A 25990-nucleotide genomic window follows, 5' to 3' on the forward strand; every position below is an offset into this window, starting at 1 on the left:
ACTCGCCCCACCGCCGCTGATCCCGCCGCGGCAACGACCCGAACACATCGGCAACGAACTCCGATAACTCACCCCGGAGCCGTTCCACTTCCCCCCAGCCTCATACCAAGACGATGCCCACTACCAGGCGAGATCACCCGACGTAACGAAGCACTACTAGGCGAGCGCCGAGCTGGGCAGTGGCTGTTCCGCCCAGATCGTCTTGCCGGTCGGCGTCTGGCGGCTGCCCCAGCGTTCGGAGAGCTGGGCGACCAGCAGCAGACCCCGGCCGCCCTCGTCGTAGACACGTGCCCGGCGCAGGTGCGGGGCCGTGCTGCTGCAGTCGGAGACCTCGCAGATCAGGGACGTGTCGCGGATCAGGCGGAGGGCGATCGGGCCCTCGCCGTAGCGGACGGCGTTCGTGACCAGCTCGCTGACGATCAGCTCGGTGGCGAAGGCCGCGTCCGTCAGACCCCATGCCTCCAGTTGCCGGCCCGCCACCTTGCGGGCTCCGGCGACCGCCGCCGGGCGCTGGGGGAGCTGCCAGGTGTGGACCTTGCCGGTGTCCAGGGCGTGGGTGCGGGCCAGGAGGAGCACGATGTCGTCGGCCGGGCGGTCGGTCAGCACCGTGTGCAGGATACGGTCGCAGGTCTCCTCCAGGGGCGCGGCCGGGGCGTCGAGGGCCCGCTGGAGGAGGCCCAGGCCCACCTCGATGTCGTGGTCGGCGGTCTCCACCAGGCCGTCGGTGTAGAGGGCGAGCAGGCTGCCCTCCGCCAGTTCCGTCTCGGTGGACTCGAAGGGCAGGCCGCCGAGGCCGAGCGGCGGGCCGGCCGGGAGGTCCAGGAGGCGGGGCTCGCCGCCGGGGGTGACCAGGACGGGCGGCGGATGGCCGGCACGGGCCAGGGTGCAGCGGCGGGACACCGGGTCGTACACGGCGTACAGGCAGGTCGCGCCGACCTCGCCCGAGGTGGTCTCCGGGTCCTCCTCGCGGGCGAGCCGGATGACGAGGTCGTCCAGCTGGGTGAGGAGTTCGTCGGGGGCCAGGTCGACGTCCGCGAGCGTCCGTACCGCCGTCCGCAGGCGGCCCATCGTCGCCGAGGCGCGGATGCCGTGGCCGACGACGTCCCCGACGACCAGGGCGACGCGGGCGCCGGACAGCGGGATCACGTCGAACCAGTCGCCGCCGACGTCCGCGCCGGAACCCGTGGGGAGATAGCGGTAGGCCACCTCGGTCGCCTCCAGGCCGGGCGGCGGCCGGCCCGGGAGCAGGCTGCGCTGCAGGGCCAGGGCGGTGCGGCGCTCCCCTGTGTAGCGGCGGGCGTTGTCCACGCACACCGCGGCCCGGGCGACGATCTCCTCCGCGAGCCGCTGGTCGTCCTCGGTGAAGGACTCGGGGGTGCGGTGCCTGAGGAAGTGCACCAGGCCGAGGGTGACACCGCGGGCGCGCAGCGGGACCATCAGCACCGAGTGGATCATGTGCCGGGCGACGGAGTCGGCGCGGGCCTGGGAGGCGCCGATCCACTCCGGCATGCCGGGGTCGCCGGGCCGGTGGCGGGTGCCGTGGCCGGCGAGCAGGGTCCACATCGGGGGCGTGTCCACCGGGTAGTCGACCGGATCGCCCGGGTCGGCCACCTTCTCCGGGCAGCCGGCCAGGACCGAGCGCTGTGCGGTACGGCGTACGGTGATCGGCTCGCCCGGCCGCAGCGGTGCCGGCTCGTCGCCGAGGGCGACGGACTCCAGCAGGTCGACGGTGACGTAGTCGGCGAACCCGCCCACGGCCACCTCGGCCAGCTCCTCGGCGGTCCGGGTCACGTCCAGGGTGCTGCCGACGCGCAGGCTGGCGTCGTTGAGGACGGCCAGGTGGCGGCGGGCCCAGTACTGCTCGGTGGTGTCGAAGACGACCGCGGACAGCCCCTGCACCGTGCCGGTCTCGTCCTTCAGCGGGGAGAAGTACATCGACCAGGCGTGCTCGCGGGTCTCCCCGGGTGCCTGGCCGTGCTGCTCGTGGAAGATGGTCCGCCCGGTGCGCAGGACCTGCCGCTGAAGGCGGTCGTACTCGTCGAAGGGCGGGGCGGACTCGATCTCCGGCAGGGTCAGGCCGCGCATCTCCGCCACGGGCAGGCCCATGATCCGGGTCATGACCTCGTTGGCGGCGACCAGCCGGGCCTCGCGGTCGTAGATCGCCACCGGCATGGGCAGCTGGGCGAGCGTGAGGTCCCACAGGGTTGCCGCCCCGGGCTGGTCGTGCCCGGACACGGCCGTCCGCGCGGCGGCGGTCACCAGCCAGAGCGGCCGGATGCCCGCGTCCGCCAGCGGGATGCCCTGCAGACGTACGACGATCCGGTCGCCGTTGCGGTGCCGCAGGGCCACCTCGGTGGACCAGCGGTACGCGTCGGCGATGTGGCGGCGCGCGGACGCGGGCAGCTCGGTGGCGAGCAGGGTCCGGGCGGGGCGGCCGACGATCTCGGCGGGTTCGTACCCGAGCAGCCGCCGGGCACCGGCGCTCCACACCCGGACCGCCCCGTCGGCGTCGACCACGACCGCGAGGTCGTCCGGTACGACCGCCAGGTCCGCCGGTACACGTCCCTCCATGGTGCCTCCGGATGCCCGCGCGCCCGGCCGTCCGGGTGCCCGCACCCGCTCCCAGCATCCCGCCCCACCGTGCGCCCTTCAACCGACGCCGGGGGCGTGCGGCCGGGAGGCCGGTCAGGCCCGCCGCGCGGCGGGCCCCGTGCGCCGGGCCAGCGAGTCGAAGACCACCGCGACGAGCAGCACCCCGCCGGTGATCATGAACTGGACCGCGGGCTGCACCCCCAGCAGGGCCATGCCCGAGGCGATCGACTGGATGACGAGGACGCCCAGCAGCGCCGACCAGGCCGAGCCGCGGCCGCCGAAGAGGCTGGTGCCGCCGATGACGGCGGCGGCGATCGCGTTGACCAGCAGCATGCCGGAGCCCGGCACCTGGGTCGCCGAGGTCAGCCGGGAGGCGACGAACAGGCCGCCGACCGCGGCCAGCGCTCCCGCCAGCAGGAACACCGAGACGCGTACTCGCGCCACCCCGACCCCGGCGCGCAGCGCGGCCTCGGTGCCGCCGCCGAGCGCGAGGACCTGCCGGCCGTAGGGGGTGCGGCGCAGCAGCAGGTCCGAGGCGACGAGGACGGCGAGGAAGAGCAGGAGCGCCAGCGGCAGGCCCTCGAACTGGTCGAGGACGTACGCGGCGGCGAGGGCGGTGACGGCGAGCAGGGCCGTACGGGCCCAGATCCGGGCCGCCGGGCGGTACGGCATCCCGGTGGCGACGCGGCGCCGGCGGTCGTGGAGGCAGACGGCGAGGTACCCGGCCGTACCGAGCGCCGCCAGGCCGTAGGTGGCGACGGCGGCGCCGAAGTGGCGGCTGGTCAGCATGGCGACCAGGCCGTCCGCGCTGAAGTCGATGGCGCTCTCCGGGCCCAGCAGGTAGAGCATCAGGCCGTCCCAGGCCAGCAGCCCCGCCAGGGTGACGACGAACGCGGGCACCCCGGTCCTGGTGAACACGAACCCGTGGAAGGCCCCGGCGCCCGCACCCGCCGCCACCGCCACGAGCACGGCGAGCCACTCCGGCATGCCCTGGTTCACGTTCAGCGTCGCGAACAGGGCGCCCGACAGGCCGGCGAGCGAGCCCACCGACAGGTCGATCTCGCCGATCAGCAGGACGAAGACGACACCGACGGCGACCATCCCGGTGCCGACGATGTCCACGCTGAGCACGGAAAGGTTGCGCGGCGAGAGGAAGTTGGCGTTGATGCTCTGGAAGACCGCCCAGATCACGGCGAGGGCGAGCAGGACCGGGGCCGGGCCGAGGCCGCCCTCGTGCAGCCGGCGGCGGGCCGCGCCCGCGTACTCCCTCAGCCGTCCGGCGCGGGGCCCCCTCACGACCATCTCTCCTCCGGGTCGGCCGCGGGGCGCTGCCGTCCGGGGTGCTCCGCGGCGCCCGTGACGGCGGCGATGATCTGCTCCTGGGAGGTGGTGCCCACGTCGAACAGGCCGTTGTTGCGGCCGAGGCGCAGCACGGCGACCCGGTCGGCGACGGCCTTGATGTCTCCCATGTTGTGGCTGATGAGAAGCACTCCGGTGCCCCGGTCGCGGAGTTCCTCGACGAGGTCGAGGAGTCGGTTGGTCTGTTCGAGGCCCAGGGAGGCGGTCGGTTCGTCGAGCAGCAGCAGCCGGGGCGCGCTGAGGAACGAGCGGGTGATCGCGACGACCTGCCGCTGGCCGCCGGAGAGCGTGCCGAGCGGCGCCCGCACGTCCGGGATGCCGACCGGCAGGGTCCGCAGCAGTTCGCGGGCGCGGCGCTCCATCTCGACCTCGTCGAGGATGCCGTGGCGGTGGATCTCCCGGCCGAGGAAGAGGTTGCCGACGACGTCGAGGTTCCCGCACATCGCGAGGTCCTGGTAGACGGTCGCGATACCGAGGGCCCGGGCGTCATGGGGGCACTTGATGGGGACGGGGCGGCCCTCCCACTCGATGACGCCCCGGTCCGGCGGGCCGACCCCCGAGATCACCTTGACCAGCGTGGACTTGCCGGCGGCGTTCCCGCCGACCAGGGCGACCACCTCCCCGGCCCGGATCTCCAGCTCGACGTCCACCAGCGCCTGGACGGCGGCGAAGCGCTTGGACACACCACGCAGCGCCAGCAGGGGCTGAACCACGGGGCCACCTCCTCCGTCCGCCGTCGTGGCAGGCGTTCATGGGGTGAGTCCGGCCTGGGCGCAGGCGGACCGGAGCTCGGGGGTGCATATCTGGTCGATCGTGTATATACCGTCTTTCACCAGAGTGTCCTTGATCGTGCCGGCCGTCACCGGATACGACGGCAGCAGCACCGAGGGGATCCTCCTGGTGGTCGCGCTGTCGACGGTGGCCGTGGCGACGGACCCGGCCGGCTCACCGCGTCCCAGGGCCAGCGCCATCTCGACGGCCGCGTCGGCCTCGGCCCGGTAGGACTTGTAGACGGTCATGTACTGCCGGCCCGCGAGGATGCGCTGCACGGCCACCAGGTCGGCGTCCTGGCCGGTCACCGGGGGCAGCGGCCGGACCGCGGCGGCGTCGAGGGCGGCGATCACGGCACCGGCGAGGCTGTCGTTGGCGGCCAGCACACCGTCGATGGCGTCGGCGCCGAGGGCGGCGACCGCGCCGGTCATCTCGGTGTACGCGTTCTCCGGCCGCCAGCCGGGGGTGTCGTACGACTTGCCGATCCGCGCCTTGCCGCGCAGCACCGAGAGCGCGCCCTGTTTGAACCAGGCCGTGTTCGGGTCGGCCGAGGCGCCGTTCACCATGACGATCTGGCCGCCGTCCGCCTCGGGGCCCATGGCCTTCAGGAGCCCCTCGCCCTGGAGCCGGCCGATCGCCGCACCGTCGAAGGTGACGTAACCGGAGACAGGGCCCAGCGCGAGCCGGTCGTAGGCGACGACGGGGATGCCGGCCTGGTGGGCGGCCTCGACGGAGGAGCGCAGCGTCCTGGGGTCGATGGCGGCGACGATCAGGACGTCCACACCCCGGGTGATCATGGCTTCGAGCTGCTGCTGCTGGACCTCCGCCTCGGCGGTGGCGGAGACGGTCGGTGCCGGGCAGCGCGGGCACACCTGCTTCAGTTTCCGCTCGATGAGCGGCTGGTCGAACCGTCCGAACCGGGAGGCCCCGGCGCCCGGCAGCAGCACACCGACGCTGGGACCGTCGCCCTGCCCGCTCTCGCCGCAGGCACCGCTCAGCGCCAGCCCGGTGCCGACCGCGACCGCTGCCGCCGCACGGGACAGGGACCCGCGCTTCGGAAGGCTGGCGGCGGGACCCCTCTTCGGTTCCTTGTGGTATTTCGTAGCAACTCGCCTCTTGTGACCGGTTAAGTCCCAGGGTAGCCAAGCAGTCACCCGGCCTCCCCGCGAACGCGGAACCGCCGGTGACCGGGCAGGGCGGGCGGGGATGGGCGAAGCCGTCCCCCGGACGGTGGGGATGCTCTACCGTGAAGCCCCTCAAAGCGGTCCGAGCCTGGCGGATGCCGGCCGAAGGGGAGCCACGGGTGCACGCAGGTGACGGCCGGACACCGGACTCCGGCAACGACGAACCGGCCCCCGGCGGCGACGGCCAGGACCCGGGCAGCGGCCGAGCCGGCGACCGCGTCGACTTCCGACGCAGCACCTTTCTGGGGCCCGTCGTCGGGACGATGGTCGTGCAGCACGGGGGCCGACCCGACCGGACCGGTCCGTGCACGTTGCCCATGGTCCAGGCCGGCTTCACCGGGCGGACGGCGGAACTGGCCGCGCTGGAGACCCGGCTGCGGGCGCCCGCCGACCCGGCCCCGGACGCACCGGTCGTCTGCGTCGTCACCGGACTCGGCGGCATGGGCAAGACCGCCCTCGCCCTGAAGGCCGCGCACCGGGCACGCACAGCGGGCTGGTTCACCGGCGGCGCCCTCTTCCTCGACCTCGCGGGCTACGACGACAACCCGGTCACCCCCACCCAGGCGGTGACGTCCCTGCTGCACGCCCTGGCCGCGGGGGACTTCGACACCGGCGCGGACCGGGTCGGCCACTTCGGGGAGGAGGGTCACCAGCTCGACGCGTACCGCAGCCACCTCGCCGCGCTCGCCGACGCCGGCCGGCGGGTCCTGCTGGTACTGGACAACGTCTCGGACTCGGCCCAGGTCTCACCGCTGCTGCCCGCCAGCGGCCTGCACTGCGTCCTGATCACCTCGCGGGAGTGCCACGAGTCCCTGACGGCCGTCGAGTTACCCCTCGGACCGCTCAGCCCCGACGAATCCGTCCGCCTGATCGCCCCGGCGCTGCGCCGGCCCACCGCCGAGGCCGAGTGGACGCCCGAGGAGACCGAGGCGGTGGGCGAACTGACCCGGCTGTGCTGCCGTATGCCGCTCGCCCTGCGGATAGCCACCGCCCGGCTGCACCGGCGCCGGGTCCGCGACAACCCGCTCGGCTCCCTGGTCGAGGAGCTGAGAGCCGCCGCCGACCGGAGCAGTGTCCTGCACAGCCGCGGCGTCGACGAATACGGCAGGGTCCTCGCGCTGGCCCCGGTGTTCGACATGTCGTTCCGCCGGCTGCCCCCGGACCGGCGACGCGCGCTGTGCGGGCTGGCCCAGGTGCCCTTCCCGGACTTCAGCACCGAGACGGCGGTGGTGGCCACCGGCCAGGACCGGCCGCTGGCACTGGAACTCCTCGACGACCTGGTGGGCACCCATCTGATCACCGGCGAGGGGCACGGCGGCGACCTCCCCGAGCGCTGGCGCATCCACGACCTGGTCCGCGACTACGCGACCGCGCTGGCCGCCGAGGACCCCGCGCTCGTCGCGGAGGGACGCGAGGCACGCCGGCGGATACGCCACCACTACCGGACCAGGGCGGAGGCCGCCGACCGCCATCTGCGGGCGCCCGGCGACGGCCCGCTGCCCGACCTGTTCAAGGGCCGGGCGGAGGCACTCGGCTGGCTGGACGCCGAGCGGGTCAACCTCGTCGCCGCCGCCCAGTGGCCCGACGAACACGACCAGGAGCCGCCACACACCGTGGAACTCGCGCTGCACCTCGCCGACTTCCTGCGCGAGCGGCGGTTCTTCGAGGACTGGGTCGCCGTCGGCCGCGCCGCCCGGGACCTGGCGGGCCGCTCGCGGGACCGGCACCTGGAGGCGGCCGTCTGCAACAACCTCGGCAACGCGCTGCTGCGGGCCGACCGGTCCGCCGAGGCCATCGAACCCCTCGTCCACGCCGCGGACCTGTTCCGCGCACTCGGCGACCCGAACGGCGAGGGCGTGGCGTGGAACAACCTCGGTCTCGCGCAGCGCAGGTCCGGCCGTCTCCACGAGTCCCTCGTCACCCACCGGCAGGCCTGCGAGCGCTTCCGCGCCACCGGTGACCGCTCCCACGAGGGCCGGGCCTGGCACAACCTCGGTCTGGCGCTGGACGGCCTGGGCCGGTACGACGAGGCGGCGGCCGCGTTCCGGCGGGCCTGCGCCCTGCACCACCGGACCGACAACCGCTTCCTGCACGGCGACTCGCTGAACAGCCTCGGCTGCGTGCAGTACGCGGCGGGCCGGACCGAGTCGGCCGTCGCCGCCCTGCGGGAGTCCCTCCGGATCCGGCAGGACTCCGACAACTGGTACGCCATGACCCTGACCTGGAACAACCTGGCCCGGGTGCTGGACAGCGCCGGCCATGCCGACGATGCCGGCCGGGCCAGGAACCGCGCCGCCGAAGCGGCCGCCCGCGCCGGAACGGCCACTACGACGTACGGCCACCACAACTGAGCGCACTCCGGTCGGTCCTCGCCGTCGCGGCCGTCCGCAGCAGCAGCACCGCCACGTGCTGCCTGCTCACGCTGCCCGGTCTCGACGTCGCCGCCCGCTGTCTGCCGTCCGGGCACGGCATCGACGTCGGCGGCGGACGGGGCATCCGGTTTCTACGACCTGCTGCGCCTCGACGCCACCCACGCGGCGGCCGTCATCGGGGACGTGGAGGGCCACAGCATGGCCGCGGCCGCCCTGATGGGGCAGGTCCGCACCGCCATCCACGCCCACGCCACCGCCGGAGCCGCCCCGGACCAGGTCATCGCCCGCACCAACCGGCTGCTCGCCGATCTCTCCTCCGAGCCGGGGCAGCAGCGCCTGCTGGAGCTGGTGGACGAGGTGGTGCTGGGTGTCGTACAACCGGGCCCGGTCCAGGGCCTGGGCCAGCAGGCCGGCCAGCGGGGTGAGGACGGCGCGTTCTCGGCGGTGAAGATGTGCGGGCGGTCGTAGGAGAGGACGCAGCAGCCCACCGGACGCCCCGAGATGACCAGGGGCAGCACGGCCCACGCCTGCTTTCCGCTGATCAGCGGGGCGCGCGGATAGCTGTAGGCCAGCTCGGCGGGGCTGCCGAAGTAGGCCGGGACGCCGCTGGCCAGGGCCCGGCCGGCGGGGGTCAGGTCGGTGTCGAGGGGGAGGGCGTCGAGGCGTTCGGCGACGTCGGCGGGGTAGCCGTGCTGCCCGGCGATCCGGAGGCGGCCCGCCTCGGCGACGCTGAGCACCAGCCCCTGGGCGCCGAACGCCGGCATGATCTGGTCCGCGATCAACGCCACGAGGTCCTGGGTGGTCACCGTCTCGGTGAGCGCGACGGCCTGGTGGATCAGCTGGTAGAGGCGGCCGGGAGTGGTCGGGGCGGGTTCCGTGCCGACGGGCGGCGCGGCCGCCGTCTCCGCGCCGGGGGTGATGCGCACGCTGATGCGGGCTCGCGGAGGCGGTCGGCGGTGGAGGGCTGTGGACGGGGTCGCGGTCGGCGTGCACCGTGCGGGCTAGGATCCGGGCCATGGCGCAGACCATGAGCGAGGTGGACCGGTTCGAGGCGGCCAGGCCCCGGCTGGCGGCGATCGCCTACCGCCTGCTCGGCTCCGCGAGCGAGGCCGAGGACGCCGTGCAGGAGACGTATCTGCGCTGGCAGGCCGCCGACACCGGCCGTATCGAGGTCCCCGAGGCCTGGCTGACGAAGGTGCTCACCAACCTGTGCCTCAACCAGCTCACCTCCGCCCGCGCCCGGCGCGAGACCTACGTGGGCCAGTGGCTGCCCGAACCGCTGCTCGCCGGGGACCCGATGCTCGGCCCCGCCGACACCGCCGAACGGCGCGAGTCGGTGTCGTACGCCGTCCTGACCCTGCTGGAGCGGCTCACGCCCGGCGAGCGCGCCGTGTACGTGCTGCGGGAGGCCTTCGACTACCCGCACCGGGAGATCGCCCGGATCCTCGACATCACCGAGGCCGCCAGCCAGCAGACCTTCCACCGGGCCAGGAAGCACGTCGCGGCCGGCAAGGCGCGCGCCGAGGTCGACGAGGCCGCCGCCCGGCGGATCATCGAGGAGTTCCTCGCGGCCGCGACCAGTGGCCGGACCGAGCCGCTGGTCCGGCTGCTCACCCAGGACGCCGTCGCGATCGGCGACGGCGGCGGGAAGGTGCCGGCCGGCGCCAAGGGGTTCAAGGGTGCCCTCGCGGTCGCGAAGTTCCTGCGGGGCCTGTTCAAACCGGGCCCGGCGCAGCGGGCCCTGGCGGGCGGCCCGGTGGAGATCCATGCCGCGACCGCCAACGAGGGCCCCGCCCTGGTGGCGGTCGTCGACGGCCGGGTCTTCGGCGTCATGTGCCTGGAGATCACCACCGGGGGCATCGCCGTGTTCCGCAACCAGGTCAACCCCGACAAGCTCGAACGCGCGACCCGGCAGTGGGCGGCCACCGGCCACGGCGAACCCCTGCTCCGGCTCTTCTCCGACCCTGTGTGAGCTGCTTCACTCCGCGTTCCTGTCAGGAAACGGCGGGCTGCCCGGTTCAAGGGGCGATCCGCTCGACTTGCCGTTTCCCGACAGGAGCACGGACATGCAGCACCGCATCGTCGTCCTCGGCGCCGGATACTCCGGAGCCATCGCCGCCGGCCGTCTCGCCAGGCGGCTGCACCGCGAAGACGTCGCCCTCACCCTCGTCAACGCCGAACCCGACTTCGTCGAACGCGTCCGGATGCACCAGCTCGCGACCGGCCAGGACCTCAAGACCCGGCCCCTCACCGAGATGTTCGCGGGCACCGGCGTGGAGCTGAGGCCGGCGAGGGTCACCGCCGTGGACGTCGACCGCAGGACGGTCACCGTCGTCGGCCCCGGGGAGGAGACGGAGGTCCTGGAGTACGACACCCTCGTCTACGCCCTCGGCAGCGCCTGGAACGACCAGGGCGTCCCCGGCACCGCCGAGCACGCCCACCAGATCGCGAGCCGCCCCGGCGCGCTCCGGCTGCGCGACCGCCTCGCCGCCCTGCCGGCCGGAGAGCCGGTGCTCGTGGTCGGCGGCGGGCTCACCGGCCTGGAGGCCGTCACCGAGATCGCCGAGGCCCGCCCGGACCTCGCCGTAGCCCTCGCGGCCCGCGGCGGCCTCGGCGACTGGCTCTCGCCCAAGGGCCGCCGGCATCTCCGGAAGGTCCTCGACGGGCTGGGCGTCACCGTGCACGAGCACACCGCCGTCACCGCCGTGGCGGCCGACCGGGTCACCACCGCCGAAGGCGGGACGATCCCCGCCGCGGTCACGGTGTGGACCACCGGCTTCGCCGTCCACCCCATCGCGCGGGCCACCGCGCTGGAGGTCACCGGCTCCGGGCAGATCGTGGTCGACGGGACCATGCGGTCGGTCTCGCACCCGGACGTGTACGCCGTCGGCGACGCGGCGATGGCGACGGGCCCCGGCGACAAGCCGCTGCGCATGTCGTGCGCGACCGGCGCCCCGATGGCGTGGCAGGCCGCCGACGCCCTCGCGGCCCGCCTGACCGGCGGAAAGCTCCCGAAGGTGCCGCTGCGTTACTTCAACCAGTGCATCTCGCTGGGCCGCGGGCAGGGCCTGATCCAGTACGTCACCGCGGACGACCGCGCCGTACGGGCGGCCCTGACGGGTCGTACCGCCGCCCTCTACAAGGAACTGGTCTGCAAGGGCGCCGCCTGGGCCGTCGCCAACCCGACACTCGCCCTCCCGACCCGCCCCCGCCGCACCCTGCCCCAGCCGACCCGGCAGGCCGAGAAGACAGCCACCCCGGCCTGACCCCGCCCGTGGGAGCGCGGGGCGTCGGCGCCGCCCCGCGTCCGCCGGTCCGGACCGGCGCTCACTCGCCCTTCGGCCCCGCCGACTGCACCACCTCGAAGGACCACAGCGTCGACCCGGAGGCCGCCGGCCTGGGACGCTCGCCCTCGGCGCCGCCCTGATGAGCCGTCTTCATCGGCCCCTCCATCCACGCCTGGAACGACTCCTCGTCCCGCCACCGCGTGTACACCAGGTACTGCTCGGTCCCCTCGACCGGCCGCAGCAGCTCGAACCACTCGAACCCGTCCGAGTTCTCCACGGCATGCGCCCGCGAGGCGAACCGCTTCTCCAGCGTCTCCCGCTGTTCTGCCGGCACGGTCAGTACGTTGATCTTGACTACGCTCATGGGCCCATCCTGACGCAAAGGTGATCAGGAGAGCGTGAGTGACTTGAAGGCTGTCCCGCACCTGCGTGCAGCGGGCCGGGGGTGCGAGGTGCGAGCGGCCGGCAGTGGCGGCCCATTTGATGAGCGCATGGGGTGATGAGCGCATGGGGCAGGTCGAGCGCGGCAGGATCAGGGACCAACATGGCTCCTGCGCCGATGGGTTGAGACTTCACGCACCTCTCTCAACGCAGGGGTGAATTACCTTCCCAATACCAGCTCGGCGGTCCACGGGTCCCCAAACTTGTGCCCAGCTGAACCGACTCCCGAATAAACCCCTTCAAGGTTCAGCTTGTCACCAGCTGAAGCAGGCTCGAGTACGTCACACAGACCGGAGATCGAGGACACGTTCTCCCCGTTGATAGTGGTAATCACGGCGCCTTGTTGAAGTTTTGTGCTGCCGGCCGGAGAGTTCTTCCGCATATCGAGAAGGAATAGCCCGTCAATTTCCTCCTTCTGAAGGTGCTTCTGTGCGTCCTGTGTTGAACCTTTCGGAAGCCCGGCCAGCGTCGCGTCCTGTGGGAGCAGAGGGTCTGACACCGCGTCAAGCTGCCATCCGGGGTCTTTCTTCTGCACGCCGGCAGCCAGGTCGGCAAGCTTTGACCTCATTTGATTGCTGCTTATGGCCACAGAAGAAGTTCGATGCTTGTCCCCTACCAGGGGATCTTCCGCTATGAATACGCTGGTATTGATGCCAACCACTTCCCCGTCGCTGTTGAGTACCGGCCCTCCTGTGTCTCCCGGCTTCACGTCCGCAGAGTGGGTGATCACGGAGGGATAGTCGGGGGTTGATGCAACGTCGCCCAGGTCGCGCACGTCGGGTTCGTCCGTCGCTTCGCCGACGGTAGCGGCAACATGCGCTGCCGCGTCACCTGCATCCGGGTAACCAAGAGATGTGATGGGATCGTCGGCAGTGACCAGGTCGCTGTCGCCGAATTGCAGATCCGTCAATCCTTGTTGCGGAGACGTAAGCTTCAGCACCGCCAGATCCTGACAGGGGTCACTACCCAGCAGCTGGGCAGGCACCGGCTGTTGCTCGCCGGCTCCGAGCACCTCGTGGCTGCTCTCCCCCGCAATGTTGGATGCGGTGGTAACAATGAGACCTCTGCCGGCGTCGTAAACGAAACCAGTGCCGGCCATGGAGTCTCCCAGCACTTGCACCACAGCAGCCTTCGCCTGCTCGTGATCTCCGGGAGAGGGTTCGTCTGCTCTCGCAGACGCAGACCCGCACACCGCGATCAGGAGGGTTGACGCCACAACAAGATTGATCCTTGCACTCACGAAGGTCACACCCCTCAGAGCTGCAACAGATGCGTACCATCCCCGAACCCCGGCCCGTAAAAGATCTCACGCCCAGCCTAACCAGAAAGCGCGACTCTGTCCTGTGATCAAAATGCAGGATGGCGGCCGGCCCGACCTGCAGGCCTCAATTCCGGTGCTGTTGCCCTGGCGGTCCGGCTTGCGGGTCCGCATGGAAGACGTGGTCGCCTGCTCCGGTCCCGTGGCATCCGCCCGGTCATCGCCGAACGAGGCCAGGAACACGGAAGCGGCGCAACGTCCGCTACGTGGTCGAGCGCACGGTCGCGTGGTCGCACTGCTTCCACCGGCTGCGGATCCGCTGGGAACGAGCGACGACATTGAGGGCGTGAGCGACCAGGACCCGTGGCCGGGTGCATCTCCCAGTCGGTGACGGCGTTTCCGTGGCACTGCCGTAGCCTCCGCGGCCATGTTCAAGTGGGCACGTCCGCCCGGCAGGCCAGGTCGGCTCCGAAAACGAGTGGCTCGGAAAACAGGGCACGGCTAACGTCGCGGCCGTGGATATCAGGGAGCTGGACCGCCGTGCCCTCGCCACCCTGGGAGCGGTGATCGCGCAGATCGGCCCGGACCAGCTTCGTCTTCCGACGCCATGTGCCGACTGGACGCTGCACGGTCTGCTCCGCCACCAAGTGAGCGAGAACCTCGGCTTCGCAGCCGCCGCGGCAGGCGTCACCGGTGACCTCCGGGCCTGGGACCAGGGCGACCTGGGCGGGGATCCCTACCAGGCGTACCTCGACTCGGCCGACGCCATGACGACGGCGTTCGCCGAGGACGTCCTGGACCGTTCGCTCCAGATCAGGGAGTTCGGGTTCTTTCCCGGCCGGGTCGCGCTCGGCATGCACGTGCTCGACTGCGTGGTCCACGGTTGGGACGTCGCGCAGACCATCGGCGTCGCCTACGACCCGGGCGCCGACCTCGTCGGCCACTCACTCAAGGTCGCGGCGCTGATCCCGACCGGAGCACCGTCCGACGACCGGCCGAGGGCTTCGTTCGCCCCGGTGGTCGAGATCTCCGCAGGCGCTCCCGACCTGGAGCGGCTGCTCGGGCTCGTCGGCCGTCGGCCGGCGGCAGGCTGAGCGACGGCTCACCAACCGCCGACGTCTCCAGCGGCATCGAAGAATTCACCGAACTTATGTACAACCCTTACTCCCCAGCGCGGGTCTCCTGATCGCCGGACACCTCATTGACTCCGGCCGTCCGCCGGATCGCGGGCGGCCCCCGCATGCCGCAGGAGACGATCCGCATGCACACGTTCCCGCGACTCGCCCTCGCGACGGCCGCCGCGGCCGCGCTGACGGGCGGTCTGCTCACGTTCTCCGCCGCCTCGGCGACCGCCGCGGACTCCTTCAAGGTCGCGCGCGCCGACTTCAACGGCGACGGCATCGGCGACATCGCCACCTCCGCCGCCACCTCCTACGTCAGCGGCCACAAGGGCGCCGGCCAGGTCGTCGCCCTCTACGGCTCCGCCTCCGGCGTCACCACCGCCAAGCGCACCACCCTCAGCCAGAACAGCGCCGGCGTCCCCGGCACCGCCGAGGCCGGCGACGGCTTCGGCTACGAGCTGGCGTACGCCGACTTCAACGCCGACGGCTACGACGACCTCGCCGTCTCCTCGCCGTACGAGAAGGTCGGCAGCGACACCAACGGCGGTACCGTCACGCTCCTCTGGGGTTCCAGGAGCGGGCTCACCGGCAAGGGCGTCGACCTCAAGGACCCCTCCCCGAGCGGCCACGACTACTGGGGCCTGAACCTCGCCGCCGGCGACTTCGACGGCGACGGCAAGGCCGATCTCGCCGTCGGCAGCTCCGCCGCCACCCTGTGGGTGCTCAAGGGCGGCATCGCGGGCAACGGCACGCCCGGCGGCCGGTACACCGTCAAGCCGCCGATCGAGCCGGGCAGCGACGCGAACCCGTACGGCCCGATGAACCTCACCGCCGGTGACGTCAACGGCGACGGCCGCACCGACCTGGTCGTCGACGGCTACGAGACGACGACCTCCCGGCACTGGAACACCAACTACTGGCTGCCGGGCACCTCCAGGGGCCTGACCGCGACCGGCGCCAAGGCGCTGAAGAGCGGCATCGTCACCGGCGTCGGCGACATCAACGGCGACGGCTTCGGCGACATCGTCAGCGGCGCCTCCTGGGACACCGCCACCGACGACGGCACCGCGGTGCCCGACTCCGCCAAGGGCGGCCGGGTGGCCGTCACCTACGGGTCCGCCGCCGGGCCCGCCAAGGCCACCATGTTCAACCAGAACTCCGGGAACGTCCCCGGCACCTCCGAGAAGGGCGACGGCTTCGGCTGGGACCTCGACCTCGGCGACGTCAACGGCGACGGCTGTGCCGACCTGGTCGTCTCCACCCCGAACGAGGACATCGGCAAGAACACCAACACCGGCCAGGTCACCGTCTTCTACGGCGCGAAGACCGGGATCAACATCGCCTCCGGCGCCCAGTCCTTCGCGCAGAGCACGGCGGGCGTCCCCGGCGACGACGAGAAGGCCGACCTCTTCGGCGCCGACGTCAAGCTCGACGACGTCACCGGCGACGGCAGGGCGGACCTGGTCGTCGGCTCGTACGAGAACGGCGGTGACGGCGCGGTCACCTACCTGCCGTCCAACGGCTCGAAGATCACCACGACCGGGTCCCGGGTCCTCACCGCGAGCAAGCTGGGCGTGTCCACGTCCGGCACCCCGCAGCTCGGCGCCCTCTTCGCCGACTGACCGGGAGAGCTGCTCCGGACCGCGTACGGGCAGGCCCGTCGATCGCACGACCACAGGCCTGCCCGCTCCCGGTCCCTCCCGCTCCCGGTCCCGCGCAAAAGTTCCGCCCTGCCGCCAGCACCGCCTCCGCGTACCTCCGGCACCCACGCCGCTGATCTCAGGAGATCCCGCCCTGTGAACGTCTCCGTGAACGTCTCCGCGAACGTCTCCGCGAACGTCCTCGTGAACGCACGTCACCGCCGCCGCCTCGCCGTCGCGACGGTCACCGCCGCCGCGCTGACCGGTGGTCTGCTGACCCTCTCGGCCCCCGCCGCGTCCGCCGCCACGGCGCACGCCTACAAGGCCGACTTCAACCACGACGGCTACGGCGACGTCGCCTTCGCCGCCCCCTACGCCAAGGTCGGCGGCAAGAGCATGGCCGGGTACGTCGCCGTGGTCTACGGCAGCGCCTCCGGACTCAACCCCGCCAAGCGGACGATCGTCAGCCAGAACACCACCGGTGTCCCCGGCACCGCCGAGACCGAGGACTTCTTCGGCCGTGCGCTCGCCGTGGCCGACTTCAACAAGGACGGCTACACCGACCTCGCCGTCGGCGCGCCCGGCGAGGACAACGGCTCGGACTCCGAAGGCGGTTCGGTCACGATCCTGTGGGGCTCGGCGAGCGGCCTGAAGAACGGTACGAACGTCAAGGACCCCTCGGCGACCAAGCACGAGGCCTGGGGTTCGGTCCTGGCCGCCGGTGACTTCAACGGCGACGGCAAGGCCGACCTGGCGTCCGGCACGGCCGGGTCGTACGCCTACATCGTCAAGGGCGGCTTCACCAAGTCCGGCACCACCGGCGGCACGCAGAAGGTGCCCACGCCGGACAAGGCGAAGTACGGCATCGACGCGCTCGCCGCGGGCGACACCAACGGCGACAAGAAGGCCGACCTCGTCCTCACCTACCGCACCGCGCTCACCTCGGACCCGTCGGGCAGCTGGTCCAAGGGCGCCGCCTACCTCGGCGCCTCGGGCGGCGTGGTCGCGACCCAGCCGCGCCCGCTGAACGGCGGCACCTCCCTCGCCCTGGGCGACATCAACGGCGACGGCTACGACGAGATCGCCATCGGCAACGTCTTCGCGAAGGACGACGACCACACCGGCACCCTCGGCGGCCAGGTCGTCGTCATCAGCGGCAGCAAGGGCGGCCCGGTCAACGGCGACGCCCCCATGGCCGAGCTCACCCAGTCCGCCACCGGCGTCCCCGGCACCGACAAGGAGGGCGACGGCTTCGGCGGCGCCGTCTCCATCGGGGACACCAACGGCGACGGCTACGGCGACCTGGCCATCGGCGTCGTCTTCAAGGACATCGGCGCGGCCGAGGACACCGGTCTCGTCGTGCTGATGAACGGCTCGGCCGGCGGCGTCTCCCGTACCGGTGCCCGGACCATCTCCCAGAACACCGCCGGGGTCCCCGGCACCGCCGAGTCCATGGACTACTTCGGCTCGGACCTCGTGCTCTCGGACGTCACCAAGGACGGCAAGGCGGACCTGACCGTCGGGGCCTCCTTCGAGGACGAGGGCGTCGGCGCGGTCACCGCCCTGCGCGGCAGCGCCTCCGGCATCACCGCCACGGGTGCCAAGTCCTTCGGCCCGGGCACGTTCGGGCTCTCCCGCACGTACGGCGCGTTCGGCTCGGGCCTCACCGGCTGACGTGCCCTCACCAAGGAGACGCACCCCTTGACGCCGCGTCACCTCACCACCTCACGGGGGAAATCCATGCCCAAGCGCACCACCCTGCTCCTCGCCACGGCCCTCACCACGGGCCTGCTCACCGCCCTGCCCGCCGCCACCGCCGCCCCCTCGGGTCTGGCCGACGACTTCAACGGCGACGGCTACCGCGACCTCGCCACCGCCGCCCCGGGCGCCACGGTCGGCGGCAAGGCGCGGGCGGGCGCGGTGGTCGTCACCTACGGCTCCAAGTCCGGCGTCAAGGCCTCCAGCCGTACCGTCGTCACCCAGAACTCGGCGGGCGTCCCGGGCACGGCCGAGAAGGACGACGCGTTCGGCTCGTCGCTCGCCTTCGGCGACCTCAACCGGGACGGGTACGCCGACCTGGTCGTGGGCTCAGAGGGCGAGGACGGCGAGGCCGGGTCGGTGACGATCGTCTGGGGGAGCAAGAAGGGCCTGACCGGCGGCCGTATCGTCGCCGACCCGGCACGCTCGTCCCACACCCGGTTCGGCATGTCCCTGGCGGTCGGCGACTTCAGCGCGGACGGCCGGGCCGACCTGGCCGTCGGCAGCACGGGCGCCGACATACAGATCTTCCGCGGCGGCTTCACCAAGACCCATGGCGCCGCGTCCCGCACCTGGGTGGTGCCCTCGATGAAGACCGGCTCCGGCTACGGCTCTAGGTCCCTGGCCGCGGGCGACATCAACGGCGACGGCGTCGCCGACCTGGTGGTCAGCGGGGCGATCCGCGCGGGGAACGGCGAGTACATCGAGGCCAACCTGGTGTACCTGGGCGGGGCCTCCCGGCCGAGGGCGCTGCGGACGCTGGTCAGCGGCGGCGGGGATCTGGCGGTCCTCGGTGACGTCAACGGGGACGGGTACGACGACGTCGTCACCTCCTACCCGACCTTCTACGGTTCCAAGGCCGGACCCGGCACGGTCAGTGTCTACCTGGGCAGCGCGCACGACATCAGCCCCACGCCCCAGGCGGCGCTCACCCAGGACAGCCCGGGTGTCCCCGGCACCACCCGTGCGTCGGGCACCAGCTCGTTCGGCGACTCGCTCACCGTCGGTGACGTCGACGGCGACGGCTACGCCGACGTTGCGGTCGGCACGCCCTACGAGACGGTCGGCTCGGCCTGGCAGACCGGCACCGTCACCGTGCTGCGCGGCTCCGCCGCCGGTCTCACGGGTGCCGGCTCGACGCGGTGGACCCAGAACACGCCCGGCGTCCCGGACCTGGACGAGGACAACGAGTTCTTCGGCTCCGCCGTCCGCCTGGCCGACCTCAACGGCGACGGCAAGGCCGACCTGGCGGTCGGCGCCCGGTACGAGAACGGCGGCCAGGGCGCCGTATGGTCCCTGCGCGGCTCGTCCACGGGGCTGACGACGACGGGCGCGGTCAGTTTCGGGGCGACCTCGGTGGGCCTGCCGGGATCGTGGTCGCAGCTGGGAATGGTGTTCGGGCAGTGAGGGCAGTGGGGTCCGGGGCCCCTGGGCTGGTCCCGGAGGCCCCTCGGGGCACCCCTTGGGGCATCCCTTAGGGGCCCTTAGGGGCCCTTAGGGGATGTCACAGCTCTGCGGCAAAGGCGGGCTCGGACGGCCGAGCCCGCCCCAAGGTTCTCCAGGACCAGGTACGTTCGATGACGTGGCTGGATTCAGGATCGGACGCGGCGGCCGGGACGCCCGTGCCCCGCAAACGCGACCGCAACAACCCGCGTACGGGCAGCAGGCGCCGCCCCAGAGCTTCGGCGGGCAGCCGGCGGGACCGTCGTACGGGTACCCGTCGGCCCCGCAGCCGTACCCGCAGAACGGCGGAGGCGGCGGCTGGCCGCAGGGCCGCGGCGGCTACCCGGGGCAGGGGCAGCCCGGCGGCGACGGCCCGGAGTACTTCGGCGACGACCACGGCTACGGCGGTCAGGGCGCCGGCACCCCCGACCCGTACGCGGCGAACCAGCCGGGCCACACCCAGGCCTTCTCGGTCGGCGAGGCCGACGCCTACACGCAGGGCGCGACCTACCACGCCGGTTCGGCGGCGCCGTCCGGCCCGATCGGCCCCCGCCTGCACTGGAAGGACCTGCTGAAGGGGATCGTGCTCGCCCCGAACCAGACGTTCCTCCAGATGCGGGACTACACGATGTGGGGGCCCGCCCTCATCGTGACCTTCCTCTACGGCCTGCTCGCGGTCTTCGGCTTCGACGGCGCCCGCGCGGACGCGATAAGCGCCACCCTCACCAACGCGATCCCGATCGTGCTGACGACGGCGGTCGCGATGGTGCTCTCCTCCTTCGTGCTGGGCGTGGTGACCCACACCCTGGCCCGCCAGCTGGGCGGCGACGGGGCCTGGCAGCCGACCGTCGGCCTGTCGATGCTGATCATGTCGATCACCGATGCCCCCCGTCTCCTGTTCGCCATGTTCTTCGGCGGCGACGCGGGCTTCGTGCAGATTCTCGGCTGGGCGACCTGGATCGCGGCCGGCGCCCTCCTCACGCTCATGGTCGGCAAGTCCCACGACCTGCCGTGGCCGAAGGCGCTGGGCGCGTCGGCGATCCAGCTGATCGCACTGCTGTCGATCGTGAAGCTGGGCACGTTCTAGCCCCCGACCCGCACCCGAGAAGGGGCCCCCGGCTGCCGCGCCGGGGGCCCTTCTCATGCGCTTCGGGATGCCGGCCGCTGGTTCACCGACCGCCGCTGGTCTCCAGATGGACCCTGGTCAGCGCGAACAGGATCAGGAGGTCGAGGGTCATCACAGGGATGGACCACAGCGGGTAGTACGGGACGAACATGAACTGGGTGATCAGGCTGATCACTGCCACCGCCACGCCGGCCCCGCGAGCCCAGCTCTGGTCCGTCAGCACACCCAGGCCGGCGACGACGAGTCCCACTCCGATCACCAGGTGAATCCAGCCCCAGGCGGTCAGGTCGAACCGGTAGGCGTACCGGGACGCGGCGAACAGGGTGTCGTGTGCGATGCCGGCCGCGCCCATCAGAATGCTGAGGGTCCCGCTGAGCATCATCAGGATTCCGGCGAACGAAGAGGCGCCGGTCATCGTCACGCCGCTGTCGGGCCCGCGCTGTGTCCTGTTCGGCACCGTTGTCATGGCAGCAGCCTCCCTTCCGGTAGGCGCGGTCACCGACGCACACGGGCCGTGCGAAGCCGGCTGCGCTCCCCTGACAGCATCACCGCAATCCGCCGGCTCCGGGACTGCAACCCGTGTGGCCGTCGCCGCACGGCCGCAGGTGCCGCGAAGGGCGCACCCGCACCCTGGACCTGCCTGCCTCAGCAGGCTCAGAGAGCTTCCCTGTTCTCTTTCGGAGCCGCTCCCGACTTATGTACTGGAGGCAAGACGCTCCAGGGGAAGTTGATCCAGTCGTCGGTCCGCTTCCATACGTACTCGCACTTCACGAGGGAGTGGGACTTCTCGTAGATCACCGCGGACCGGACCTCGGCGACGGTGTCGAGGCAGAAGTCGCGGACCAGCTTCAGCGTCTTGCCGGTGTCGGCGACGTCGTCGGTGATCAGCACCTTCTTGTCGCTGAAGTCGATGACGTTGGGGACGGGCGCGAGCATGACCGGCATCTCGAGAGTCGTCCCCACCCCGGTATAGAACTCCACGTTGACCAGGTGCAGGTTCTTGCAGTCGAGGGCGTAGGCGAGCCCGCCGGCGACGAAGACGCCACCGCGGGCGATGCTCAGCACTATGTCGGGTTCGAACCCGTCGTCGGCGATGGTCTGGGCGAGCTCGCGCACGGCGACGCCGAACCGCTCGTAGGTGAGGTTCTCCCGTACGTCACTGCTCATGCCGGTTCCTCACACCTGCGTCCGGTGGAAATTGAGGTAGGAACGGGAGGCGGTGGGTCCGCGCTGCCCCTGGTAACGGGAGCCGTAGCGCTCACTGCCGTAGGGGTGCTCGGTGGGGGAGGAGAGCCGGAACATGCACAGCTGCCCGATCTTCATGCCCGGCCACAGCTTGATGGGGAGGGTCGCGAGATTGGACAGCTCAAGGGTCACGTGCCCACTGAACCCCGGGTCGATGAACCCGGCCGTGGAGTGCGTGACCAGCCCCAGCCGCCCGAGCGAGGACTTCCCCTCCAGCCGCGAGGCGAGGTCGTCGGGCAGCGAGATGACCTCGTACGTCGACGCGAGGACGAACTCCCCGGGGTGGAGGATGAACGGCTCGTCGCCCTCCGGCTCCACCAGCCGGGTCAGGTCCGGCTGCTCGACGGAGGGGTCGATGTGCGGGTACCGGTGGTTCTCGAACACCCGGAAGAGGCGGTCCAGCCGCACGTCGATGCTCGACGGCTGCACCATGGATTCGTCGTAGGGATCGATCCGTACCCGCCCGGCGTCGATCTCGGCCCGGATGTCCTTGTCTGAGAGAAGCACGTCCCGAGGATACGCAAGGCGCGCGGACCCACGACAATCGTGACAGTCCACGCGCCCCCGCTACTGCTGTCCTCTTCTGCCGCTAATGCTTCTCAAGGGCGACCGGCACGACGCTGCGCAGCCGGGCGCACTTGGGACACCGGACGAGCCGACCGGGGCCGAGCCGCTCGGCCTGCTGCATCGGGAACGTAGTGGTGCTGAACACGTGCCCTTCGGCACAGCGGACGACGGTGCGTTCCATCAAGTCCCTTAAGTCCCTTCCCCAGGAGCCGCGTCGGGCTTACTGCCGTGACGACGGAAAGCCACATTACGGGATCAAAGGGACGGCTCTCCAGGCGGCACTCCGGCCCACCGGGCCCCTCTCCCGCACCTCCACGGTACGCCCCAACTCCGGCCGCCCGCACCCGGATCCCACCCCCTGAAACGCACCCGGACCCCACGGTCTCAGCACCGGGGGTCCGTCATGAGGTACAGTGAGCGAGCATTCGGACACCGACCCGTCGGCGTCCTTCGCGGGTGTAGTTTAATGGTAGAACATCAGCTTCCCAAGCTGAGAGCGCGAGTTCGATTCTCGTCACCCGCTCCATAACTAAGGCCCAGGTCAGAGACCTGGGCCTTGTCTGTTGTCTAGTCCAATTCGAGTGCCACGTGCCCTTCGCGTGCCAAATCGGCAGGTAGTGGCTGCACCCCAGAAGGACGGCTGCCGCCGTCGGCACGGATCGGAAAGCGACACGATGCCAGCGGCGAGCAGTGCCACGGGGCGAGCGCCCAGAAACGCAGAGATCCCGCCCGATCGAAATGATCGGACGGGTACAACTGCCGGACTCTGGAAGCCCGCTGCTCGCGGCCCCGCCGGACTGGCCGCCGACGACAGCAGCCGCCCCACGCCCCGCCGGCCACACGTTCGTCGGCGTGGAATCGTCCCACCACTCCGTCGACATCGCCACCCGCGTGCCCCGGCAGTACACCTGCGTCGCAGGCGAGGTCACCAACTGCCGGGCCGGGGTGTCGCTGCACCTGGCGTCTGCCAACGCGTCGGCCGCGGTGAACCGGCGTCCGTTCCTGCCCAAAAGCGGGGATCCCGCCTCGTCGAAGGCCGACGCCCGCCCGCGGTCACAGCAGTCCGGGCCGCTGCCACTCGGCACCGAGGACGTGGTGGTCGAGGAAGTTCAGGAACGCCTCGTACCAGACCTGGATGTGGCCCGGGGAGAGGATCCAGTGGTTCTCGTCCGGGAAGTACAGGTACTTCGCAGGCACCTCGAACCGCTGCAGATCCTGGAAGAGCGCGGCGCCCTGGCCGACCGGCACGCGGTAGTCCTTCGCGCCGTGGATGACCAGCATCGGCGTACGGATCTTCGCGGCGTCCAGATACGGGGAGTGCGCCTCGTACCGCTCGGGCCGGGTCACCGGGTCCCCGAAGATGCACTGGAAGTACCAGGGCGCGTCGGTGTCGCCCTGGAAGGACCGCAGGTCCCACAGGCCCGCGTGACTCACGATCGCCTTGAACCGATCGGTGCTCGTGGCGACCCGGTTGGCCATGTAGCCGCCGTAGGAGCCGCCCCCGAGCGCGGTGCGCGCGGCATCGATGTCGTCACGGGCCTCGGTTGCGTCGGTCAGCGCCATCACGTCCGTGTACGGGACCCCGCCCCACTGCCCCCAGCCGCGCCGGTGGCCCTGCTGACCGTAGCCGGTCGACAGGGCCGGGTCGGGCAGCAGCACCGCGTAGCCGCGGGCCGCGAACGGCCACGGGTTCCACCGCCAGGTCCAGCCGTTCCAGCTGCCCTGCGGCCCGCCGTGCACGGCGACGAGCAGCGGCGCGGGGTTCTCGGCCGACGCGCCCTCTGGCAGCACGAGCCAGCCGCGCAGCCGGTACCCGTCCACTGCGTTGGCGTGCACCTCGGTGAGGGTGCCCGGCAGCGCGTCGAACGCACCGGGGGCGGGCAGCTCGACCGGCGTCTGGTCGGCGACGCCGGCCTCGAACCTGACCGGCCGCGGCGGCGAGTCGATCGCGTTGCGCAGCGCGTACAGCGTCCGCCCGTCGGGGGCCACGCAGAGCGAGCCGTACGCGCCCGAGGCGGTGAGCCGGGTCAGGGTGCCGTCCGTGTCCCGCCGGAAGACGGGCGCGTGCCCCTCCACATCGGCCACGAAGAAGAGGGCGTCGTCGACCGGTGAACAGATGGCGCCGACGGGCCAGTTGTCGAACCCGGGCAGCAGATCGACGGCCTCGCCGCCGTCCACGCCGACCCGGACGAGCGTCATGTCCATCGACTCGTCGTAAGTCGGCCACGTCATCCGCGAGCACACGACCGCCGAGCCGTCGTGCGTGAACACCGGCGCCTCGTAGAGGTGCTCCACATCGCCCAGGACGAAGACCTCCTCGCCGGTGGCCGCGTCTGCCACCACCACGGCGGTGCGGTTCTCGGCGGGCACCCGGCCGGGTACGAACCGGGTGTAGGCCACTCGCGTCCCGTCGGGCGACAGCGCCACATCCCCGGGGTGCTCGAGGCCGGCGCCCTGCCCGCCGGCGTCGACCACGGCGCTCTCGGCCCCCGCGCGCACGAAGGTGTGCTGTGCCTCGGGGCCGAGATCGCGGTCCCAGGCGCGGGTCGGCCCGGCCTCGTACAGGATCGCGGTGACCTTCGCGTCCTTGCGCGCCGTGCGCAGCTTGCCGTGCGCGTCGGCGTCGGCGGCCCCGGGCAGCAGCCCGGCGGTGTGGGCCAGCGCGCCGGAGTCCCGGGCGACGGTGAACGCGGTGATCCCGCCCGGGTGCCGGGCCACGACGGCGGCCTCACCACGCCCGGGCAGCGCCCACAGCGCGGCACCCTCGTGCTTGTCCTCCTCACTGTCGTCCTCGCGTTCCGACAGGAAGTACAGCACCCCGTCCGGGCTGAACGCGGGCCCGGACTCGCCCTTCCCCGACCGGGTCAGGCGCAGCGCCTCGCGCTCCCCGGCCGGATCGATCTCCCACAGCCCGGACACGAACCTGTTCCGGTCCTCCGACAGCGTCTGCACGGCGGCGACGAGACGGCCTCCGTCGGCGGACAGCGCAAGGGAGTTGACGCGAGCCTGGGCGAGGAACGCGGGCAGGTCGTGGAAGGCGGTCGTGCCACCGGGGATCGCAGACATGCGGACGATTCTTGCTCGCGAAGGAGGCGGTGAACAGCGGTTTACGGGCGCCGCCCGCCAGGGGTGCCTGCCGCCCATCCGGCGAAACGCAGAGATCCCGCCCGATCGAAGTGATCGGACGGGATCCCGTCAACCGCCTACGAGCTGACTCGTGAACGGCGCTGGAGCGGTGGCCGATCTGATCGGCTCGTTGAACGAGACGAACTCCGGGCGCGAGCGGCTGGTGCCAACCTCTGCATCCCGGGCACTTCCGCGAACGGTGGCAGCCTGGACGTACTCCACATGCTCACAGAGGCAGCGATACCGTCGATCAGGGACACGGACTTCGTCCGCTTCGTGCGGGCCAACTTCCCTTTGACGCGGGCTCCGGCGGCGGGTCGGTCCGGGCGCCGGCCGCATGCTGTTGAGCACGCACGATGGCGGAGTCCACCGCGATGTCCCAGTCGATCTCCCTCGCGGCATCGGCCGCGGCTTGCACCTGCTGCAGCAAGCGTTCTTAGGTGCCGTCGGCCGACCAGAGCCGATGGCGTTCAAGACCGTCTTCCACGGCCCGAACCGCTCCGGCAGATCCCGTCATTGAACGCCGGTCCGTACCCGGTGCAGAATCCCGTCGATCGCCTGACGGTGATATCGCCACAACGGCCATTCGTGACCGGCAGAAACGGCTCAGGCCGCTCCCACTCAGTATCCGTCAGATCACCCCGCCCCATGCCCACTTCAACGCCCCAGCCATGAGACAGTCGCATGATCGGCCGGACAG

The 25990-nt window shown here is 71.7% G+C and carries 19 protein-coding genes, 1 tRNA gene and 4 pseudogenes; 11 read left to right on the plus strand and 13 right to left on the minus strand.

Features of this window, described 5'->3' with window-relative positions; genetic code table 11:
- Positions 1-156 precede the first annotated feature (156 nt).
- The 4 genes from ACGFZQ_RS39345 to ACGFZQ_RS39360 form a co-directional block, all read right to left on the minus strand.
- A complete protein-coding gene (locus tag ACGFZQ_RS39345; protein ID WP_393844445.1) occupies positions 157-2571 on the minus strand; it encodes a SpoIIE family protein phosphatase in 2415 nt (804 codons plus the stop codon).
- A 114-nt stretch (positions 2572-2685) separates the two neighbouring features.
- Positions 2686-3894, minus strand: coding sequence for a sugar ABC transporter permease (locus tag ACGFZQ_RS39350; protein ID WP_393844446.1), 1209 nt, complete (start codon positions 3892-3894; stop codon positions 2686-2688).
- The gene (locus ACGFZQ_RS39355; protein WP_393844447.1) at positions 3885-4664 is read right to left on the minus strand and encodes an ATP-binding cassette domain-containing protein; all 780 of its coding nucleotides are present in this window, start codon (positions 4662-4664) and stop codon (positions 3885-3887) included. The genes ACGFZQ_RS39350 and ACGFZQ_RS39355 overlap by 10 nt, the downstream gene beginning before the upstream one ends.
- Before the next feature lie 36 nt (positions 4665-4700).
- Positions 4701-5765: a sugar ABC transporter substrate-binding protein gene (locus tag ACGFZQ_RS39360; protein WP_393844602.1), complete on the minus strand. Its 1065-nt coding sequence runs from the start codon at positions 5763-5765 to the stop codon at positions 4701-4703.
- Between the two features lie 260 nt (positions 5766-6025).
- Here ACGFZQ_RS39360 and ACGFZQ_RS39365 point away from each other — a divergent pair, with 260 nt between their 5' ends.
- Both ACGFZQ_RS39365 and ACGFZQ_RS39370 read left to right on the plus strand, forming a co-directional pair.
- On the plus strand, positions 6026-8257 hold the full coding sequence (locus tag ACGFZQ_RS39365; RefSeq protein ID WP_393844448.1) for a tetratricopeptide repeat protein: 2232 nt from the start codon (positions 6026-6028) through the stop codon (positions 8255-8257).
- Positions 8258-8328: 71 nt separating this feature from the next.
- Positions 8329-8599, plus strand: a pseudogene (locus ACGFZQ_RS39370) (PP2C family protein-serine/threonine phosphatase); the annotation flags it as partial.
- Positions 8600-8775: 176 nt separating this feature from the next.
- On the opposite strand, the pseudogene ACGFZQ_RS39375 reads toward ACGFZQ_RS39370, so the two are convergent.
- Positions 8776-9042, minus strand: a pseudogene (locus ACGFZQ_RS39375) (phosphatase); the annotation flags it as partial.
- A gap of 251 nt (positions 9043-9293) precedes the next feature.
- Between ACGFZQ_RS39375 and sigJ the strand changes: the two are divergent.
- Both sigJ and ACGFZQ_RS39385 read left to right on the plus strand, forming a co-directional pair.
- Positions 9294-10250, plus strand: a complete 957-nt coding sequence (sigJ, locus tag ACGFZQ_RS39380) for an RNA polymerase sigma factor SigJ (protein ID WP_393844449.1) — start codon at positions 9294-9296, stop codon at positions 10248-10250.
- Positions 10251-10344: 94 nt separating this feature from the next.
- On the plus strand, positions 10345-11544 hold the full coding sequence (locus ACGFZQ_RS39385) for an NAD(P)/FAD-dependent oxidoreductase (RefSeq protein WP_393844450.1): 1200 nt from the start codon (positions 10345-10347) through the stop codon (positions 11542-11544).
- Positions 11545-11605: 61 nt separating this feature from the next.
- Here ACGFZQ_RS39385 and ACGFZQ_RS39390 read toward each other — a convergent pair whose 3' ends face one another.
- Positions 11606-11929, minus strand: a complete 324-nt coding sequence (locus ACGFZQ_RS39390) for an antibiotic biosynthesis monooxygenase (RefSeq protein WP_351738551.1) — start codon at positions 11927-11929, stop codon at positions 11606-11608.
- A 237-nt stretch (positions 11930-12166) separates the two neighbouring features.
- Positions 12167-13105: a S1C family serine protease gene (locus ACGFZQ_RS39395; protein ID WP_393844451.1), complete on the minus strand. Its 939-nt coding sequence runs from the start codon at positions 13103-13105 to the stop codon at positions 12167-12169.
- Positions 13106-13779: 674 nt separating this feature from the next.
- Here ACGFZQ_RS39395 and ACGFZQ_RS39400 point away from each other — a divergent pair.
- From ACGFZQ_RS39400 to ACGFZQ_RS39420, 5 genes are all read left to right on the plus strand, one after another.
- Positions 13780-14358 carry a TIGR03086 family metal-binding protein gene (locus tag ACGFZQ_RS39400; protein WP_393844452.1) on the plus strand — a complete coding sequence of 193 codons (579 nt, stop codon included), beginning with the start codon at positions 13780-13782 and terminating at the stop codon, positions 14356-14358.
- A 167-nt stretch (positions 14359-14525) separates the two neighbouring features.
- A complete protein-coding gene (locus ACGFZQ_RS39405) occupies positions 14526-16007 on the plus strand; it encodes an FG-GAP and VCBS repeat-containing protein (RefSeq protein ID WP_393844453.1) in 1482 nt (493 codons plus the stop codon).
- Positions 16008-16181: 174 nt separating this feature from the next.
- Entirely contained in the window at positions 16182-17699 is a 1518-nt protein-coding gene (locus ACGFZQ_RS39410; RefSeq protein ID WP_393844454.1) for an FG-GAP-like repeat-containing protein, read from the plus strand.
- A 66-nt stretch (positions 17700-17765) separates the two neighbouring features.
- A complete protein-coding gene (locus ACGFZQ_RS39415; protein ID WP_393844455.1) occupies positions 17766-19190 on the plus strand; it encodes an FG-GAP and VCBS repeat-containing protein in 1425 nt (474 codons plus the stop codon).
- A gap of 94 nt (positions 19191-19284) precedes the next feature.
- A complete protein-coding gene (locus ACGFZQ_RS39420; protein WP_351738577.1) occupies positions 19285-20313 on the plus strand; it encodes a YIP1 family protein in 1029 nt (342 codons plus the stop codon).
- Between the two features lie 82 nt (positions 20314-20395).
- Here ACGFZQ_RS39420 and ACGFZQ_RS39425 read toward each other — a convergent pair whose 3' ends face one another.
- The 4 genes from ACGFZQ_RS39425 to ACGFZQ_RS39440 form a co-directional block, all read right to left on the minus strand.
- Entirely contained in the window at positions 20396-20818 is a 423-nt protein-coding gene (locus ACGFZQ_RS39425) for a hypothetical protein (protein ID WP_393844456.1), read from the minus strand.
- A 188-nt stretch (positions 20819-21006) separates the two neighbouring features.
- A complete protein-coding gene (locus ACGFZQ_RS39430; protein WP_382534612.1) occupies positions 21007-21519 on the minus strand; it encodes a phosphoribosyltransferase in 513 nt (170 codons plus the stop codon).
- A gap of 9 nt (positions 21520-21528) precedes the next feature.
- Entirely contained in the window at positions 21529-22104 is a 576-nt protein-coding gene (gene dcd, locus ACGFZQ_RS39435) for a dCTP deaminase (RefSeq protein ID WP_351709320.1), read from the minus strand.
- An 82-nt stretch (positions 22105-22186) separates the two neighbouring features.
- Positions 22187-22345 carry a hypothetical protein gene (locus tag ACGFZQ_RS39440; RefSeq protein ID WP_351738584.1) on the minus strand — a complete coding sequence of 53 codons (159 nt, stop codon included), beginning with the start codon at positions 22343-22345 and terminating at the stop codon, positions 22187-22189.
- A 271-nt stretch (positions 22346-22616) separates the two neighbouring features.
- On the opposite strand from ACGFZQ_RS39440, the gene ACGFZQ_RS39445 reads away from it, so the two are divergent.
- Both ACGFZQ_RS39445 and ACGFZQ_RS39450 read left to right on the plus strand, forming a co-directional pair.
- Positions 22617-22690, plus strand: a tRNA-Gly gene (locus ACGFZQ_RS39445).
- 212 nt (positions 22691-22902) lie between these two features.
- Positions 22903-23205: pseudogene (locus ACGFZQ_RS39450) on the plus strand (transposase); the annotation flags it as partial.
- A gap of 12 nt (positions 23206-23217) precedes the next feature.
- Here the strand turns inward: ACGFZQ_RS39450 and ACGFZQ_RS39455 are convergent.
- On the minus strand, positions 23218-25230 hold the full coding sequence (locus ACGFZQ_RS39455) for a S9 family peptidase (RefSeq protein WP_393844457.1): 2013 nt from the start codon (positions 25228-25230) through the stop codon (positions 23218-23220).
- A gap of 352 nt (positions 25231-25582) precedes the next feature.
- Positions 25583-25940, minus strand: a pseudogene (locus ACGFZQ_RS39460) (transposase); the annotation flags it as partial.
- Positions 25941-25990: the final 50 nt, after the last annotated feature.

Source organism: Streptomyces sp. NPDC048254 (genome assembly GCF_043201895.1).
In the GTDB taxonomy this organism is placed as follows: domain Bacteria; phylum Actinomycetota; class Actinomycetes; order Streptomycetales; family Streptomycetaceae; genus Streptomyces.